14 protein-coding genes are annotated in these 18281 nt (G+C 38.0%); all 14 read left to right on the top strand.

All coding sequences use genetic code 11. The features are described 5' to 3' along the window. Positions 1–111: 111 nt before the first annotated feature. The 14 genes from ACAN52_RS11235 to ACAN52_RS11170 all read left to right on the top strand — a co-directional run bounded on the left by ACAN52_RS11235 (position 112) and on the right by ACAN52_RS11170 (position 18274). The gene (locus tag ACAN52_RS11235) at positions 112–4002 is read left to right on the top strand and encodes a hypothetical protein (protein WP_378954864.1); all 3891 of its coding nucleotides are present in this window, start codon (positions 112–114) and stop codon (positions 4000–4002) included. 425 nt (positions 4003–4427) lie between these two features. Continuing rightward, the gene (locus ACAN52_RS11230) at positions 4428–5216 is read left to right on the top strand and encodes an electron transfer flavoprotein subunit beta/FixA family protein (protein WP_378954863.1); all 789 of its coding nucleotides are present in this window, start codon (positions 4428–4430) and stop codon (positions 5214–5216) included. 15 nt (positions 5217–5231) lie between these two features. After that, the gene (locus ACAN52_RS11225; protein WP_378954862.1) at positions 5232–6278 is read left to right on the top strand and encodes an electron transfer flavoprotein subunit alpha/FixB family protein; all 1047 of its coding nucleotides are present in this window, start codon (positions 5232–5234) and stop codon (positions 6276–6278) included. 13 nt (positions 6279–6291) lie between these two features. Continuing rightward, entirely contained in the window at positions 6292–7716 is a 1425-nt protein-coding gene (locus tag ACAN52_RS11220; RefSeq protein ID WP_378954861.1) for an FAD-binding oxidoreductase, read from the top strand. A 225-nt stretch (positions 7717–7941) separates the two neighbouring features. Next, positions 7942–9009 (top strand): nucleoid-associated protein, encoded by a 1068-nt coding sequence (locus ACAN52_RS11215; protein WP_378954860.1) that lies wholly within the window; start codon positions 7942–7944, stop codon positions 9007–9009. Positions 9010–9041: 32 nt separating this feature from the next. After that, the gene (locus tag ACAN52_RS11210) at positions 9042–9356 is read left to right on the top strand and encodes a hypothetical protein (protein ID WP_378954859.1); all 315 of its coding nucleotides are present in this window, start codon (positions 9042–9044) and stop codon (positions 9354–9356) included. Between the two features lie 251 nt (positions 9357–9607). Next, the gene (locus ACAN52_RS11205) at positions 9608–10006 is read left to right on the top strand and encodes a PTS sugar transporter subunit IIA (RefSeq protein ID WP_378954858.1); all 399 of its coding nucleotides are present in this window, start codon (positions 9608–9610) and stop codon (positions 10004–10006) included. 42 nt (positions 10007–10048) lie between these two features. Then, complete coding sequence (locus ACAN52_RS11200; RefSeq protein ID WP_378954857.1) at positions 10049–10525, top strand: PTS system mannose/fructose/N-acetylgalactosamine-transporter subunit IIB; 477 nt, start codon at positions 10049–10051, stop codon at positions 10523–10525. Between the two features lie 22 nt (positions 10526–10547). Then, positions 10548–11282, top strand: coding sequence for a mannose/fructose/sorbose family PTS transporter subunit IIC (locus tag ACAN52_RS11195; RefSeq protein ID WP_378954856.1), 735 nt, complete (start codon positions 10548–10550; stop codon positions 11280–11282). 14 nt (positions 11283–11296) lie between these two features. After that, positions 11297–12103, top strand: coding sequence for a PTS system mannose/fructose/sorbose family transporter subunit IID (locus ACAN52_RS11190; protein WP_378954855.1), 807 nt, complete (start codon positions 11297–11299; stop codon positions 12101–12103). Between the two features lie 56 nt (positions 12104–12159). Continuing rightward, on the top strand, positions 12160–12423 hold the full coding sequence (locus ACAN52_RS11185; RefSeq protein ID WP_378954854.1) for an HPr family phosphocarrier protein: 264 nt from the start codon (positions 12160–12162) through the stop codon (positions 12421–12423). Positions 12424–12427: 4 nt separating this feature from the next. Next, on the top strand, positions 12428–14143 hold the full coding sequence (ptsP, locus tag ACAN52_RS11180) for a phosphoenolpyruvate--protein phosphotransferase (RefSeq protein ID WP_378954852.1): 1716 nt from the start codon (positions 12428–12430) through the stop codon (positions 14141–14143). A 61-nt stretch (positions 14144–14204) separates the two neighbouring features. Beyond that, positions 14205–15167 (top strand): 6-phosphofructokinase, encoded by a 963-nt coding sequence (gene pfkA, locus ACAN52_RS11175; protein ID WP_378954850.1) that lies wholly within the window; start codon positions 14205–14207, stop codon positions 15165–15167. Positions 15168–15325: 158 nt separating this feature from the next. Continuing rightward, complete coding sequence (locus ACAN52_RS11170; RefSeq protein WP_378954849.1) at positions 15326–18274, top strand: sigma 54-interacting transcriptional regulator; 2949 nt, start codon at positions 15326–15328, stop codon at positions 18272–18274. The last annotated feature ends 7 nt before the right edge of the window (positions 18275–18281 follow it).

Here is an 18281-nt window from a genome sequence, read left to right as displayed (position 1 = left end):
TGAATGGGAGTGTCTTTCTATAAGAATCTTTTGTGTAGTTTATATAGGCGTAACCAATGATTTATCGTATACTTATGAATAAGGTATATGATGTGGATAGAGGTGAATTGGATGGAAATTGGTAACGTAAGCCAAGGGGCTGGACAAGCTGTAATGGGCCCTCAACCTAATAATACCCAACAAGTTGGCGAAAAAAAGACAGTAACAGATCAAAATCTCATTATGCAAAAAGACTTTCAAGTGATTTTAAATGAGGGAATTAAGGCGAAACTTGCGGATTTTACAAATCTATTACAACATCGTGAAGAGTTGATCAAATCCTTGCCTGAGGATATCCAAAAAGCGGTGACCGAACTTTTAGAGCAAATGTCATCTGATATTGAACTGCCACAAGGCTTATCGTCTTTACTTACAGGACAAAAAAATATAGCAGAGCAACTGAAAAATATGAGTAATTTATTAGAGTTTGCAGCAACTCTAAATAAAGAAGAAAATAAAGATATAAAGACTTTTTTGCAGAATGTGATTGAAAATAGTAACGATCAACTGAGTACAACTGCAGGACAATCAGCAAAAGAACTTTTGCAACTAGCCAAGCAACTGCTGTCTATTACTACTGTTCCACAAAGTGATTTTAAACAAGCTGTGGAAGAATATTTACAGGCAAAACTACCTGAAAATCTGCAACAGTTAAGTGAAAGTGATCAAAAAATTATCAATCAATTGACTAAATTACTGGAAAAAAATATGTCGTCTGAATTGCAACAATTTGCGAAGGACAATAATCTACCTAAATTACCTGGAGTATGGGCAGCATTAGAAGTTGTTGATGCATGGTCATTTAAAGATATACAACCTAAAACTCTGCAGGCAGCAGCAGATTTATTAAACCAGATCGCTCAAGAGATACCGGCAGGGGAAACTACACTTACAGGACAATTAGAGCAGTTTGTAAAAAGCTTACCTTCAGATGTAAGTAGTAAGGCTACAGTCGTATCTCAGCTAGAGCAGTTTGTAAAAAGCTTGCCTGCAGATGTTAGCAGTAAGGCTGCAGTCGTATCTCAGTTAGAGCAGTTTGTAAAAAACTTGTCTCCAGAGGTTGGTAGCAAGGTGGCAGTCATATCTCAATTGGAGCAGCTTGTAAGACAATTACCTACAGATGTTAGCAGCAAGACTACAGTCGTATCTCAATTAGAACAGTTTGTAAAAAGCTTGCCTTCAGATGTAAGCAGCAAGACTGCAGTCGTATCACAATTAGAACAGTTTGTAAAAAGCTTGCCTTCAGATGTAAGCAGCAATGCTACAGTTGTATCACAATTAGAGCAGTTTGTAAAAAATTTACCTTCAGATGTAAGCAGCAAGACTGCAGTCGTATCTCAATTGGAACAGTTTGTAAAAAGCTTGCCTTCAGATGTAAGCAGCAAGACTGCAGTCGTATCTCAATTGGAGCAGTTTGTAAAAAGCTTGCCTTCAGATGTAAGCAGCAAGGCTACAGTCGTATCACAATTAGAGCAGTTTGTAAAAAACTTACCTTCAGATGTAAGCAGCAAGACTGCAGTCGTATCTCAATTGGAGCAGTTTGTAAAAAGCTTGCCTTCAGATGTTGGTAGCAAGGTTACAGTCGTATCACAATTAGAGCAGTTTGTAAAAAATTTACCTGCAGACGTTAGCAGTAAGGCTACAGTCGTATCACAATTGGAGCAGTTTGTAAAAAGCTTGCCTTCAGATGTTGGTAGCAAGGCTACAGTCGTATCGCAATTAGAGCAGTTTGTAAAAAGCTTGCCTTCAGATGTTGGTAGCAAGGCTACAGTCGTATCGCAATTAGAGCAGTTTGTAAAAAACTTGCCTTCAGAGGTTGGCAGCAAGGCTGTAGTTGTACCACAATTGGAGCAGTTTGTAAAAAGCTTGCCTTCAGATGTTGGTAGCAAGGCTACAGTTGTATCTCAATTAGAGCAGTTTGTAAAAAATTTGCCTTCAGAGGTTGGCAGCAAGGCTGCAGTTGTATCTCAATTGGAGCAGTTTGTAAAAAACTTGCCTTCAGATGTAAGCAGCAAGGCTGCAGTCGTATCACAATTGGAGCAGTTTGTAAAAAACTTGCCTTCAAATGTAAGTAATAAGGCTATAGTCATATCACAATTGGAGCAGTTTGTAAAAAACTTGCCTTCAGATGTTGGTAGCAAGGTTACAGTCGTATCACAATTAGAGCAGTTTGTAAAAAACTTACCTTCAGATATAAGCAGCAAGGCTGCAGTCGTATCTCAATTGGAGCAATTTGTAAAAAGCTTGCCTTCAGATGTTAGTAGCAAGGTTACAGTCGTATCACAATTAGAGCAGTTTGTAAAAAAATTACCTTCAGATGTTAGTAATAAGGCTATAGTCATATCACAATTAGAGCAGTTTGTAAAAAACTTGCCTACAGAGGCTAGCAGTAAGGCTGCAGTCGTATCTCAGTTAGAGCAGTTTGTAAAAAGCTTGCCTTCAGATGTTAGCAGCAAAGCGACAGTCGTATCACAGTTGGAGCAGTTTGTAAAAAGCTTACCTTCAGATATTAGTAGGAAGACTACAGTCGTATCTCAATTAGAACAGTTTGTAAAAAGCTTGCCTCCAGAGATTGGTAACAAGACTGCAGTCGTATCTCAATTGGAGCAGTTTGTAAAAAGCTTGCCTTCAGAGGTTAGTGGCAAAGCGACAGTCGTATCTCAATTAGAGCAGTTTGTAAAAAATTTGCCTGCAGAGGTTGGCAGCAAAGCGATAGTCGTATCACAATTAGAGGAGTTTGTAAAAAGCTTGCCTTCAGAGGTTGGTAGCAAAGCGACAGTCGTATCGCAATTAGAGCAATTTGTAAAAAGCTTGTCTTCAGAGGTTGGTGGCAAAGCAACGGTTGTATCGCAATTGGATAAGTTTGTAAGACAATTGCCTACAGATGTTAGCAGTAAGACTACAGTCGTATCTCAATTGGAGGAGTTTGTAAGGCAATTGCCTACAGATGTTAGCAGTAAAGCTACAGTCGCATCTCAGTTAGAGCAGTTTGTAAAAAACTTACCTTCAGAGGTTAGTAGCAAAGCTATAATAAATGCACAAGTAGAACAGTTTTTAAAGACTTTACCCCCTGAAATAGGTAAAGCTTTAGAACAAGTTTTAAAGCAGGGTAATCTGTCGACTAATTTACGAGGATTGGCAGAGACGTTTACTAATGCGGCAGTACTGAATGAGCATATGACAAATGAACAAAAGTCATCCAGTATGAATTTTGTTAAAGAATTTGCAGGCAATTCTTCATCAGTGCCACAGGAGACCAAGCAGGTATTAACTCAATTGGCGACAAAATTTTCAGATACGGCTGCAATACTTGATCAACTGAAGTTGGTCGTCAAACAACTTAAAACAGAGCTCCTCTCTGGCGATCCCAGTACGTTAGAGAAAGAGCAGAATTCTTTGGATCAATTAACAAAATTATTTGGACCGAATATTCCACAGGCATTGCAAGAAGGAGCAACTAAGCATAGATTAGTGGATTTACCTAAGGTATGGGTATTGTTAAAAGGACTGGAAACAGAGCAATGGCAAGATACTGAACCGCAAAATCTACAAAAATCTGCAGCATTGGTCAAGGAGTTAGCCCAATCCATCTATAAATCACCAGGAGCAACAGGAGAAAAACAGGCTGAACATAGTATTCTTTCTTTTTCCGTTCCTCTTCAGGTTGCTGCGGGGGTTTATTATCCAGCTCATATTCATATTTATCAGCAACAACAGGATGAGAATAGTAGTCAACCAACAGAACGAGAATTTGAGACATGGTTGCGTGTATGTGTAGATACCGAACATATTGGTATGGTGGATAGTGTTTTTCGTTTATATAATGACAATAAGTTAGATGTTCGAGTTACATTCCCGAATACAGTAGCTGCTGATGAATTCTCTCACGATTTAGCCAATATTAAAAAGAGTCTTGATGAGAGTAATTTAAACTTAACAGAAATTATGGTCAATAATATATAGTATTTTATAACGCATTTTATCGCACAATATATGAAAAGCTTGATCAATAGAGAAAGCTTTTCTATTTTTTTTTAGCGTAAAGTATGTTAAAAAAATAACATTCCCAGCAGGAATCATGGTTGACAAGGTCATAGTTTTAAGGAATGAATATGATTACAAATAACAATTTTACCTTATGAGAATAATCGTGTAAGATAAAGAAAAAATAGAATAGTTAAACCAGTGAAACAATTCGCTCATTAATGAATAGTGTCAATTGTCGAAACATTCTATTTTGCCTAGCCATAGTATTTTCTTGAATTTATGTAAAAAATACTTGCAAAAATAGTAAGGCAAATATGTGGCTTATATTTCTCAGGATGAGTAATCAAGGTTTATCAAAGTTCATAGTGGTGTTAGCAGAATAACTTAGGAGGTGTGTTTGTTTGAAAATTATTGTACTAGTCAAACAAGTTCCCGGGACTGATTCGGTGAAACTAGATCCTGTAACTGGAGTCATGGTGCGTACTGGTAAAGACACGATTATTAACCCATTGGATGAAAATGCATTAGCGGAGGCTATTCGAATTAAGAATGCTTATCCTGATGTGACAATCACTGCAGTGAGTATGGGACCAGTATCAGCAATGAAAGCAATTAAAGAAGCAATTGCTATGGGAGCAGATGACGGAGTCTTGGTGTCTGGCAGAGAATTTGCCGGTTCAGATACCATTGCGACCGCAAAGGTTATTGCAGCAGCTATTAAGAAAACAGGCGATTTTGATATGATTCTTTGTGGAGAACGTGCCACTGATGGTGAGACAGGACAGACAGCAGCTATGATTGCGCATTACTTAAATATTCCAGCGCAAACTTATGTATCTGGATTAGAAGTATTAGAAGACGGTGTTATTGTGAAACGTACGGTTGAAAGTGGTTTTGAACGTGTTCAAGTAACTTTCCCAGTACTCGTTTCTGTAAACAAAGACATTAGTGATACTGGATTTCCTACTCTAAGCGGAAAATTGAAAGCTAAACAAGTTCAAGTACCTATGTGGGGTAATGCAGAACTTGGTTTTGATAAGAGTGAACTTGGACTAACTGGTTCGCCAACTCGTGTTGTTAAAATTTTTAGTCCTAAACTTTCACGGGATACTGTTATGGCAAGAGCCAATGGCACAATGAAACCAATTGAAGAGTTGATGTCGTTCTTAGTTCAAAAGGATGTTATATAAGGGGAGGTAGCAATCATGATGTCAAGTTATGTGAATTGTAGTATAGCGGAAGCGAGAAATATTTCCGATTTTAAAGGTGTATTTATACTTGGTGAACAACGTGATGGTAAAATTCAAGCCGTTACCTTCGAACTCTTAACCTGGGGACGTGGAATTGCTGATGAACTCGGATGCGAGCTTGGCTGCGTTTTGCTAGGGGATGAAATTGAAAACATGGAAGAAGTGATTCTGCGTGGTGCAGATAAAGTGTTTTTCATCCAAGATCCTCTTTTCAAAAACTTCTTGCCACAACCTTATAGCAATGCCATTACTCGATTGGTAAATGAGGAAAAACCAGAAATTATTATTGCTGGCGCAACAACTACTGGCCGTACGGTAATGCCACTAGTAACTGCGAAAACTCACACTGGTTTAACTGCTGACTGTACTGAACTTACAATTGATCCTGAGACTAAGTTATTATTGCAAACTCGCCCAGCAATTGGTGGTAACATCATGGCGACAATTAAAACCCCAAATACTCGTCCGCAGATGGCAACAGTGCGTCCACGCTCTGCTAAACAATCTGAGATCGATACTTCCAGAACTGGTGAAATTATTGTTAAGAACTATGCAGGTCCAACAATAATGACAGTTGAAAAATTTCTGGAGTTTATAATAGATACAACTCAAGCCGTTAGTATTGAAGAAGCTGATGTAATTATTGCCGGCGGTAAAGGTATGAAAAATGCTGCAGGTTTTAAAATGGTAGAAGAATTAGCAGAACTGATGGGAGCAGCCGTAGGTGCTACTCGCGATGCAGTTGAGCTTGGATGGTCGACTTATCCTCACCAGATCGGTCTTTCTGGTAAAACCGTTTCACCTAAATTAATCATTGCGATGGGTATCTCAGGTAAAATTCAATTTTTAGCTGGTATGCAGACATCTGATGTCATTGTTGCAATCGATAAAGATCCTGAAGCGCAAATCTTCAAAGTGGCAGATTTCGGTATTGTGGGCGACGTATTTGAAGTCGTGCCTATGCTGATCGAAACCGTCAAAAAAATGAAAGCAATAGCATAAGGAGGTATAGGTCATGCAATTTAACAAAGTAACAGATTCTATTATTAGACAACTAGAAGAAATTCTTGGTGCAGCGAATGTTGTTGTTGATCAGGAAAAAATGGAAATGTATTCTCGTGATGAGACTTCCGATAAACTTTGGGAAAAAATGCCTGAAGTTGTTGTGAAACCTGAGAATGCTCAGCAAATTGCTGAACTTGTGAAATTGGCTAATCGTGAACTGATCCCTATTACTCCTCGTGGCGGCGGTTCAGGTCTAGCAGGTGGCGCTGTGCCAATGCATGGTGGGATGGTCTTGTCTTTAGAAAAAATGAATAAAATTTTAGAAATCGATAACGAAAATTTATTCATGGTACTCGAACCTGGTGTTACGACTGGTGAAGTACAAAAAGAAGCTAAAGCCTTGAACCTTTTTTATGCTGGTGACCCTTGCTCTGCAGAATCTTCCTTCATTGGCGGTAATGTTGCTACTAATGCTGGTGGTAATAAAGCAGTCAAGTACGGTGTAACAGGACGTCATGTATATGGCTTAGAAGTTGTTATGCCTGATGGTGACATTGTTACTTATGGCGGTAAAAATGTAAAAGATGTAACTTTCTACGATATGGTACATTTAATGGTTGGTTCTGAAGGTACCTTAGGAATCATTACTAAGATATGGCTTAAATTGATGCCTTTACCTCAATATGTTGCTGATTTATTAGTTCCTTTCCCTGATATGCAATCAGCAATTAAAGTAGTACCAAAAATCATGACAGCTGGTATTATTCCAACTGCAGTTGAATTTATGGATCATTTATCCGTAAAAGCAGCTGAAAAATACCTAAATAAAACTTTACCTTATAGCCATGCAGGAGCATACATTATTTGTGAAGTTGATGGTAACAGTGAATTGCAAGTGCAAGAAGATTACGAAACCATTGGCAAATTGTGTATGGAAAACGGTGCATTAGAAGTATTCGTTGCTGACAATATCTCAACACAAGATCGTATTTGGAAATCACGTAAAGCATATGCTGAAGCACTTCGTATGATTAGTCCAGTATACTGCATGGAAGATATTGTAGTACCTATCTCCAATATTCCTGCAGCACTCGATGCGATTGAAAAAATTGCAGCGAAATATGATTGCAAAATTCCTAGTGCTGGACATGCTGGTGATGGTAACATTCATGCTACGATTTTGCGTGAAGATCGTGATGAACATGCTTGGCATGACCTGAAATATGCAGTGTTAGCAGAAATCTATGAAGCTGTATATGAGCTTGATGGTAATTTATCTGGTGAACATGGTATTGGTGCAAAACGTGTATCTGCTATGTACAAGCATATGACTAGTGGACAGAAGAAAGTATTACAAACTGTAAAAAGTGCCTTTGATCCTAACAACATTATGAATCCAGGAAAAGTTGTAGCTCTTGGTACAATTGCAGGTTAAAATATGAAAAAAGATTCTGAGTTTCTTTAAGAAATTCAGAATCTTTTTTTGTTATTTTAGCTTTATAGTCTAATGGAATAATTAAGTAAGAGATGTACGAATCAAAAAATAGAATAATCTTAAACGTGACTCAATTTTTATGAAAAGTGATAAGCTGGGTTATTCTATATAATTATGATACAATAGGCTGAGAATATAATTGATAGTATCGGAAGGATGAGACTGGTGTTTGACTTTTCTACGGCAAAATTGGAGAATTTAATTATTCATCAGGTGGGCAATAAACTACGGGATGAAGGTCTTTTTGTTTCGCCGACTGTATATGAGATGAAAGATGGAAATGTGGAAGAATTACTGCTTAAGTATTTCTTATCATCGTTTAAAAATAAAGTACTATATAAATTCTTTCATGAAACAGACATTCATTTAAATGAATTATATATGTATATTAGCAGCATCTTTATTGATCCAGATTCTTTTTATACCCAATCGGTGAATATTTTAAAACATCTATATGAAAAATCTTCCCACCCTCAAATTAAAGGTGGAGAATTTTATATGGTTTATTTTACTGATTGTATTGTAAACGAACAAAAAACTGATGGGATTGGAATTTTTAAAACAGAGAAAAAAGAAACTTATTTAAAAGTGACTCGATATGCGGAAGAATTTGTAGTCGGTAGTGAGAAAGGTATTAATATAAAAAAATTAGATAAAGGTTGTATTATTTTTAATGCTGATTCAAGTGATGGATACCGAGTAGCGATTGTAGATGCTGTGAATAAAGGTAATAATGAAGCTTTATATTGGAAAGATGATTTTTTGCGTCTTACTAATGTCCAGGATGGATATTTTCACACTGAAACTTGTTTGACTGTTTGTCAGGATTTTGTTGAAAATATTTATGGTGAAATACATCAAGCTGATCGCAAAGATAAAGTTGTGTTTATGAATGAAGCTGTCGCTTATTTTGATAAACATAATGAATTTAATCTTGAAAATTTTGTACAAGAAGTCGTTAAAGAACCTGAACTGATTGAACAATTTAAAGAACATAAAGAAAACTATGATATCAACCAAGGTCTCGCGGCGACAGAACGATTTAATATTTCAAGTCCCGCAGTAAAAACCATGAAACGAAAAATTAAAAATTTAATTAAGCTTGATACTGAATTTGAAATTAAAGTGAAAAAATCAAGCTCAGAAATGGACAATATGCAGTTTATTGAACGTGGTTTTGATGATGAAAAAGGGATGAATTTTTATAAAGTATACTTTAATGAAGAAGAGTAAAATACAAATAATTAAAATAAGGATGATATAATATGAGTTCTCAAAATGAATTAATGACATTGATTGGCCAATTGCCTGAAGAAAAAATCCCAGAAGCCATACTTTTAATAAAAAATTTGCTTGAAAAAGAAAGTGAAAGTGGAGCTGCGACTGCAATTGCTCCAACTCCAACTCAGTTAGACCCTTTAGATGCGTTTATGTCAATCGTTGTGCATTCGATGACCAATGCAATGTATGATTTATCAACGGATGCACGGCGTAAAGACGAAAAAGTCATGGCCAATCGTTTTGAAGCATATCGAAAGAAACTCTCAGAAGGATGGCAAACTTATCAGGGTAAAAAATAAGAATTAAGAGAATAATAAAACAACTGTATTAAAACACAATTGAAACACAATTCAAACACTTTAAAACAACTGTTGTAAGAAGTTATGTTTAAAAAAAAACAAATCAATCATTAATAAAAATTTTTGTGCTTTACATATAGGCTAGTGCAGAATTCATCAGTGAATTTTTGTTGATAAAACAAAAACTGGCATGAATATTGCAAAGGAGTAAGACAAGAATAGAAAAACTTAATGGCACATGGAGGCAGGCGATGATCGGGGTAGTAATTGTAACACATGGAGGTTTAGGTGGTGCTTTACTGAATGCGGCCGAACTCATTATGGGTAAACAAGAACACGTTCAGGCTGTTGCTTTTGAATCAGGACAAGCTGTGACTGATTTGCAAGTTCGTATTGCACAGGCTTCTAGGCAAGTGGACAAGGGGCAAGGTACATTGATTCTAGTTGATATTTTAGGTGGAAGCCCTTATAATGCCTCAGCCTTACTCGCAGTGGAACAAACAAATACTGAGGTCATTACTGGTGTTAATTTGCCTATGTTATTTTCAATCTTACCCGTGAGGAATCTAGATCTTACAAGTATAGCTGATGTGGCAGTCCTTGGCGGTCGTAATGGTATTAAAAAGTTTACTATGAATCATGTATCCTAAATCTTTTGTTTTAAACAGGCTATGAGCAGAAAGTGAGAGACGATGAGTATTGAATTAGTCAGAATTGACGATCGTTTAATTCATGGGCAAGTTGTAATGGCGTGGAGTAAAGCTGTATCTGTAAAAAGGATGGTTGTGATTGATGATAAAGTCGCTGTCGATGCCATTCGCAAAATGCTACTCGAAACGGTAGCACCTCCAGGTGTAAAAGTTTCAGTTCTCACTGCAAAGCAAGGTATCGAAGCTTTGCATACAAAAAAATTTGGTAATGAAAAATTATTATTATTGTTTACCAATCCCATGACCATATTGACTTTGATTGAAGGTGAAATCCCGATTCGTAAAGTTAATATTGGTGGTATGAGTTTTAGCCAAGGCAAGACTCAACTGACCAAGGCCGTTTCTGTCGATGAAGAAGATCGAATTGCATTTAAAAAACTTCATCAACATGGCGTTGAACTTAACATTCAAATTTTGCCTAATGATACTCCTGTTGATATCATGACGAAGATAGAATAGAGGCAAACGAGACGGAGGGACTATGTTTACAGCATTCATGGTGGCGCTGGTAGGGTTTGCAGCTGGAATTGAAAGTGTATTAGATGAATTTCAATTTCATCGCCCTTTGCTGGCTTGCACACTAACTGGTTTGGTCATGGGTGATATGGGTACTGGAATTTTAATTGGCGGTACCTTGGAAATGTTGACCTTAGGTTGGATGAATATTGGAGCAGCACAAGCGCCTGATACGGCAATTGCTAGTATTTTATCGACAACTTTGGTGATCAGCGCTCATCAAAGTGTGCCAGTCGCAATTGCCCTTGCTATACCATTGGCAGCTGCCGGACAAATTCTCACCATTTTTGTACGTACTCTTTGTGTATATTTTCAACATCGTGCAGATTATTATGCACAGCTTGGTCATACTGCAGGGATTACATTAGTTCATGTATTAGCTTTATGTGTACATGGTTTGCGTGTTGCGATTCCAGCTTTTTTAATTGCTTATTATGCTGATGCTGAAATCATTAAAGTGTTGTTACAAAGCATTCCTCAGGTTATTACTGGTGGTTTACAGGTTGCCGGTGGGTTTGTTGTTGTTGTTGGGTATGCGATGGTAATTACGATGATGAAATCAGGACATTTGATGCCTTTCTTCTTTTTAGGCTTTATCGTGGCTACTTTCTTACCCATTAATTTAGTTGGTATTGGTATTTTGGGAGTTGTGCTGGCCATGATTTATCTACAGTTAAAGTATCGGCAGGAAGAGGGATAGGAGGGCAAAGAACGATGGATAAAAAACTGACTAAAAGTGATTTATTCTGGGTGTTTTTCCGCTCTAATCTTCTTCAGGGATCCTGGAATTATGAACGCATGCAGGCTTTGGGATATTGTTTTTCCATGGTGCCCGTTATTAATCGATTATATGATCAGCGAGATGACCGAATTAGTGCTTTAAAACGTCATTTGGAATTCTTTAATACCCACCCTTTTTTCATTGGACCTATTTTAGGTGTAAACTTAGCCATGGAAGAGCAAAAAGCCGATGGTGTAGCCATTGAAGATAGTACTATTAATGCTGTCAAAGTCGGATTAATGGGACCATTAGCTGGGGTAGGTGATCCAATTTTTTGGGGAACCTTACGCCCTGTCACTGCAGCCTTAGGTGCTGGTTTGGCAATGACAGGGAATCTTTTGGGGCCTCTGTTATTTTTTCTGCTATTTAACATCGTACGTTTGGCAGTACGTTGGTATGGTTTGGTATATGCTTATAAAGCAGGTCTTGGTATTATGCAAGATGTGAGTGGCGGTAAGCTGGGAAAATTAACTGAAGGTGCATCGATTTTAGGTTTATTCGTTATGGGCGCTCTTGTTGCAAAATGGACTTCAATCACTGTACCTATTGTGATCATTCCAAGTAGTGATAAAGTGATTAGCATTCAGGATAGCTTAAATCAATTAATGCCTAATTTATTGCCTTTGGGTCTAACATTTTTATGTATTTATTTACTCCGAAAGGGAATATCTACATTAATGATTATGATGGCATTATTTATTTTTGGAATTTTCGGCTATTGGGCAGGGGTATTGAGTTAAATCATGAATAATATATAGTAAACATATATTAAATATAAAAAAAGGTTGTGTAAAAAATGGAATTAAATTTACAAATTAAAAATAAGGCAGGACTACATGCAAGACCAGCAGCTCTATTTGCACAAAAAGCTTCTTCTTTTAAATCAACAGTAATGATTCTTAAAGGTGAAAAAAGTGCCAATGCGAAAAGTATCATTAGTATTATGGGCTTAGGTATAAAACAAGGTGAGTCTATCGTAATCAAAACTGAAGGTGCAGATGCGACTGAAGCAGCTACAGCTTTGAAAAAATTAGTTGATGAACAATTTGGAGAAGAGTGATAATATGTGGAAAATAGAAGGAATTCCAGCTTCGGCAGGTATTGCTATCGGTCAGATTATGCATATTGAGGAGTCTGTAAGTGATTTTTCACGTGTCGTAGATCCAAGTGAAATTTCTAAGGAAAAAGAACGATTTTTAGCAGCACAACAAGTTGCGGAAACTGAGCTTGATGCTTTGCAAGAACGCACAGCTTTGACTGTTGGTGAACACCAAGCTGAAGTTTTTGCTGCACATAAATTAATGGTACAAGATCCATCTTTAGTTGATGCTGTTTTTGAAGAGATTCAGACGAATTGTGCAAGTGCAGAAGCAGCAGTGGAAACGGCTGCAGAAGCCATTGCTAGTATGTTTGCTTCTATGGATAATGAATATATGCGTGAACGGGCAGCCGATATTAAAGATATTGCTAAACGTCTAGTACGCATATTGCAAGGTAAAGTGGATGATGTACAGTATACAGGTATTTTAGTTGCTCAAGATTTATTGCCATCAGATACTGCATGTATTGATTTTGACTGTGTATCTGGTTTTATTACTGCTCTTGGTGGTAAGACATCTCATAGTTCTATCTTGGCGAGGGCAGCAGGACTTGCTGCCGTTGTTGGAGTGGGCAATGTCATTGAAAAATTGAATAATGGCGATATGGTGATTATTGATGGTCATGTTGGTCAGGTACTTGTCAATCCTGAGGAATCTGTCTTAGAAGAATATCGTCAGCGTATGCTGGCTGAGCAAGCTAGAATCGCTGCTTTGGCAGAAATCAGCCATTTAGCAAGTGTAACGATTGATGGGCATCATATTGAAGTGGCTTCCAACATTGGTACACCAGCTGATATGAAAAAAGTACTTGAAGCAGGGGCTGATGGAGTCGGTCTCTTCCGCACTGAATTTTTATTCTTGGATAAGACCAGCGTGCCAACAGAAGAAGAACAAGTTGAATCTTACCGCGCTGTACTTACAGCTGCGCCGGATAAAAAAATTGTCATTCGTACTCTTGATGCTGGTGGAGATAAGCAGCTACCTTTTATCGGAGGGTTGAAGGAAGAAAATCCAGCATTAGGTCTTAGAGCCATACGACTCTGTATGGTATATAAAGATATCTTTAAAACACAATTACGGGCATTGCTTCGCGCTAGTGTTGAAGGAAACTTACATATCATGTTTCCAATGATTGCGACATTAGATGAGCTACTAGATGCCAAAGCCTTATTGAAAGAAGTGGCTGATGAACTTACAAAAGAAGGCGTTCCTCATCGTGCAGATGTACCTGTCGGTATTATGATTGAAGTTCCATCCGCTGCTGTGATTGCTGATATACTAGCTCCAGAAGTAGATTTTTTCAGTATTGGAACGAATGATTTAGTGCAATATACGATGGCTGCTGACCGTATGAATGAACATGTGGCTTGGCTCAGTGATTATTTCCAGCCTCCAGTTATTCGCTTGATTGCCAATGTTGCAAAAGCAGCACAAGAACATGGTAAATGGGTTGGTATGTGTGGCGAGATGGCTGGAGATTCCTTAGCAACACCTCTCCTTGTTGGTCTTGGCTTAACTGAATTATCTATGAATGCTCGTTCTGTGCCTATGGTTAAAAATCTTGTTCGTAAATTGACGGTAGAGCAAGCAAAAGAGTGGGCAAAACAAGTTCTCATATTGCGTACCACAGCAGAGATTAAAGGGAAACTTGAAGAAATTAATAAAAGTTTTGAACTATAATAGATAAAAACGGACACTTTTTTTGCACTAATAGAATTGATGAATTGGAGGTGGAGTGTTTATGTTGAAACGTATTGCCGTTATGACGAGTGGTGGTGACTCTCCAGGTATGAATGCTGCCATTCGTGCTGTTGTACGAGTTGCCATTCATGAAGGCGTGGAAGTCTGGGGAATTTATAATGGTTATTCAGGTATGTATGAAGATCAAATGGTCAAATTAGATTCAAGATCAGTAGGTGATATTTTGCAACGTGGCGGGACCTTTCTAGGGACAGCCCGGTGTGAACATTTCAGAACCGTAGAGGGACGCCAAAAAGCTGTTGATAATCTAAAAAGTCATGGTATTGAAGGATTGGTCGTTATTGGTGGCGACGGATCAATGACTGGAGCTCAATTGCTATCTGAAATGGGTATTGCTGTGATTGGATTACCTGGTACCATCGATAATGATATTTGGGGTACTGATTATACAATTGGTTTTGATACGGCAAGTAACACAGTTGTTGATGCCATCAATAAATTGCGTGATACTGCTTCCTCCCATGGTCGAGTCATTGTTCTGGAGGTCATGGGACGTAATTCAGGTTGGATTGCCATGACTGCTGGGCTTGCAGGTGGTGCAGAACATATTTTGATTCCTGAGATGAGTGTAAATTTAGATGAGATATGCGAAGAATTGACGCACTCTCATGCATCAGGAAAGAAATATAGTGTGGTTGTTGTGGCTGAAGGGGCAGGTAGTGCAGTTGAAATTGGTAAAAAGATTGTGGCTGTGACTGGACTTGATACACGAGTATCTGTACTCGGCCATATCCAGCGCGGAGGGTCACCGAGTGTGTTTGACCGTATTCTTGCCAGTACTCTTGGAGAACATGCAGTACTTGCCTTGATTGCAGGCTTATCTAATGTCATGTTTGGTTTCCGAAATGGTGGGGTTGTTACGATTGACTTAGCTGATGCCATTAGGCATAAACGTACAATTGATCCTTCCATGTTTAGACTTGCAAACTTATTGGCAAAATAAGAAAAAAGAAAGCATTGGGGAATGACCTAATGCTTTCTTTTTTCTTATAAGCTTAGTGCTTGTTATCAATCGGGCAATTGTATAAATGCACGGTAGCATTTATAATTATGTATAAAATACCTGTCGTGGTTGGTGCTGCCCTAAAGGAGAGCGAAGAGATGAAACGGCAATTAAAAGTATTAGAAGTGTTAGATGGACTCTGTGATGAAAAATTAAATATATCTATGGTAGAGCAGTACAAGCCCAGTGGTTTTACAGCTGAAGAAGTTGCCGAAGTTGCTGGATTTTCACGTAGTAATGTGAGTAGTGATTTGAATGCTTTACATAGAGAAAAACTTGTTGTAAAAATAGTAAGCAGATCTACATATTATGTAACGGTTAAATGGGTAGAAAAAAAATTCCCCCTACTGGTTAATAAAGTTCCTGAGGTGGTTCGTCATCAACGAGAATTTGCAGAGCAGGTACTTGAGGAAAATGGATCGTTGACCAAGATACCTTCTAATTTTTCTAAAGCAAATGATGTAACGCATGTAGTAAATCCAACTATAGTAACTCCTTTGACAGAGAACCATGATGTTTTTGGAGGATTGATCGGCGCATACGATAGCCTGAAAATTGCAGTAGAACAAGCAAAGGCTGGTGTTTTATATCCGCCTAAAGGTCTAGATACTCTCCTTGTTGGTCCGACTGGCGTAGGTAAAACCTTATTTGCGGAATATATGTATCGCTTTGCTTATAGTCAAGGAAAGATTAGCCCCAGCGGTCAATTTGTTGTATTTAATTGTGCTGATTATGCAAATAATCCTCAACTTTTAATGTCCCAACTTTTTGGGCATGTACGCGGTGCTTTTACTGGTGCAGATAAAGATAAAGTTGGTTTGGTCGAAAAGGCTGATGGCGGAATGTTGTTTTTAGATGAAGTTCATCGTCTGCCGCCAGAAGGGCAGGAGATGCTCTTTTATCTCTTAGATCGTGGTGATTTTCGGCGTATGGGAGATAGTGATAAAGTTAGACATGTTGCTGTAAGAGTCGTAGCGGCAACGACTGAAAATCCAGATTCGACTTTATTAAAAACCTTTTTGCGCCGTATTCCAGTATTGGTACAATTACCTGAACTTTCAGCTAGACCTCTGCAAGAACGATTTGAACTAATTAAATTTTTGTTAGCGAGAGAGGCTGTGCATATTCAGGCCAAAGTTATTGTGAGTCAAGAAGCATTGTGGGCTTTACTGCTTTATCGCTGCATTGGTAATATTGGACAATTACGTAATGACTTACAATTAGTCTGTGCGAAAGCCTTTTTACACCGCACTGATAAGAATCAACCGGTGAGGATTACGTATGAGGCTTTGTCACCTAAAATAAAGCAAGCCATTGTCTATGATCCTCAAGCACGACTTGAGACCAGTAAAATTTTATGTACTCTTGGCAGTGAAATGTTAATTCAGCCTGATGGATTAGCAGCAGAGGGCGAGGGTAACCGTAGTTTACCAAAAGATTTTTATCAAACCATTAATGATCGGATGCAATTTCTCAAATCCCAAGGAATTGGGCAAATTGAAATCGTTCAATGTATTGAAATGGATGTTGAAAATTATTTTAAGCAATTAAATCCAACGCAGCTAGAAATATCCCAAGAATATTTGCAAACCATTGTACCACGTGAATTTTTAGTGGTTTTTGATGAAGCTTTTAAGAAAGCTGAGAAAGAAGGACGATCATTGAGTCGTCGTCTGTATTATGCATTGGCAATTCATACGGCATCGACGGTAGAGCGAATACGGAGTGGATTACCCATTGTCAATCCGAATGTGAAATCAGTTGCCCTCGAGTATCCCAAAGAATATGTGACGGCAACGGGGATGGCTGAGTATATTGGTCTTAAAATGGGTGTTTCTATGCCGCAGGATGAAATCAGTTTTATTGCATTAATGTTAGCAACCTTTGATGAAAGGCATAACCGGGAAGAGTGCAGAGTTGGTGTATTAGTCATTACCCATGGAAATTCCACTGCAAGTAGTATGGCTGAATTTTGTAATAAGCTCCTTGGTGTTCAACATGCAAAAGCGATTGATATGCCACTTGAGGTTAATGTTGATTGGGCGATTGAAAAGACCGTTGAAATAGCTAAGAGCATTGATGAAGGTAAAGGCATTATCGTGTTAGTTGATATGGGGTCATTATCAAGTGTCGCTAAAGCTGTGACTCGCCGCACAGGCATTGTAGTAAAAAGTGTTGAAATGGTCAGTACCTTAATGGTATTACATGTATTACATAAAGCAATCTTGCCACAAAATGATATTAATATGGTTTATCGTGCCGCCTGGACAGCACGTAGTATGTCCCAAACCGCAGCAGTGCCTACAGATGATCTAAGTGGTGATCACAAAGATCGAGCTATTGTTACGACTTGTCTCACAGGACAAGGAACAGCAGTCAAGATTAAAGGGTTACTCGAAAAACTTTTGAATCAGTGGGAATTATTTAATATTCGTGTCATTGCAGTCGAAGCCGGTGATGATGAGTTATTACAAAAACGTCTTTTATCATTGCTCCATTCCTATGAAATTGTAGCAAGTGTAGGCAGCATTGATCCTGAAATTGCCGATAAGCCTCACATTTCTCTTGAAGAATTGATTCAAGGTGGAGCAGGTAGTGAGCTGCGCCGCTTATTAACAGAAGGTTTAAAGGCTTCTGATGTTGCTGATCGTTATACAGATCGTGGTATGGATTGGGAAGTGATGCGTGGGATGGTTGCCGGGATGTTAGATGAATTTTTAACCTTTGTCAATCCCAGGAAAGTATTAGATACGTTGATGATTTGTATCCGAAATTTAGAAGAAGAATTACAAATTCATTTTTCTTCATCAGGTTTGGTACGTATGTTGGTACACTCTGCGTGTATGGTCGAACGATTAATCACCCAGGCCCCTATTAGTTATCCTGATACGGCTCAATTTATTGCTGAACATTCACTAAAATATTCAGTACTCAAAGGGGTTATTCAGGCTTTAGAGCAACAATTTAATGTGATTGTAAATGATGAAGAATTATGCCATTTGATTGAAATTATTAAATTAGAACAAAAGAAGCCTTATGTAGAATAATTTAATA

Origin of the sequence: Pelosinus sp. sgz500959, assembly GCF_042610375.1 — a bacterium.
Taxonomy (GTDB): Bacteria; Bacillota; Negativicutes; order DSM-13327; family DSM-13327; genus CTSoil-075.
This window is presented reverse-complemented; position numbering and strand designations above follow the sequence as displayed.

Excerpts from the sequence above, each read along its gene's own strand:
- ACAN52_RS11235 (WP_378954864.1), top strand. The coding sequence starts at position 112 with ATGGAAATTGGTAACGTAAGCCAAGGGGCTGGACAAGCTGTAATGGGC.
- ACAN52_RS11225 (WP_378954862.1), top strand. The coding sequence starts at position 5,232 with ATGATGTCAAGTTATGTGAATTGTAGTATAGCGGAAGCGAGAAATATT.
- ACAN52_RS11220 (WP_378954861.1), top strand. The coding sequence starts at position 6,292 with ATGCAATTTAACAAAGTAACAGATTCTATTATTAGACAACTAGAAGAA.
- ACAN52_RS11210 (WP_378954859.1), top strand. The coding sequence starts at position 9,042 with ATGAGTTCTCAAAATGAATTAATGACATTGATTGGCCAATTGCCTGAA.
- ACAN52_RS11205 (WP_378954858.1), top strand. The coding sequence starts at position 9,608 with ATGATCGGGGTAGTAATTGTAACACATGGAGGTTTAGGTGGTGCTTTA.
- ACAN52_RS11200 (WP_378954857.1), top strand. The coding sequence starts at position 10,049 with ATGAGTATTGAATTAGTCAGAATTGACGATCGTTTAATTCATGGGCAA.
- ACAN52_RS11195 (WP_378954856.1), top strand. The coding sequence starts at position 10,548 with ATGTTTACAGCATTCATGGTGGCGCTGGTAGGGTTTGCAGCTGGAATT.
- ACAN52_RS11190 (WP_378954855.1), top strand. The coding sequence starts at position 11,297 with ATGGATAAAAAACTGACTAAAAGTGATTTATTCTGGGTGTTTTTCCGC.
- ACAN52_RS11185 (WP_378954854.1), top strand. The coding sequence starts at position 12,160 with ATGGAATTAAATTTACAAATTAAAAATAAGGCAGGACTACATGCAAGA.
- ptsP (WP_378954852.1), top strand. The coding sequence starts at position 12,428 with ATGTGGAAAATAGAAGGAATTCCAGCTTCGGCAGGTATTGCTATCGGT.
- pfkA (WP_378954850.1), top strand. The coding sequence starts at position 14,205 with ATGTTGAAACGTATTGCCGTTATGACGAGTGGTGGTGACTCTCCAGGT.
- ACAN52_RS11170 (WP_378954849.1), top strand. The coding sequence starts at position 15,326 with ATGAAACGGCAATTAAAAGTATTAGAAGTGTTAGATGGACTCTGTGAT.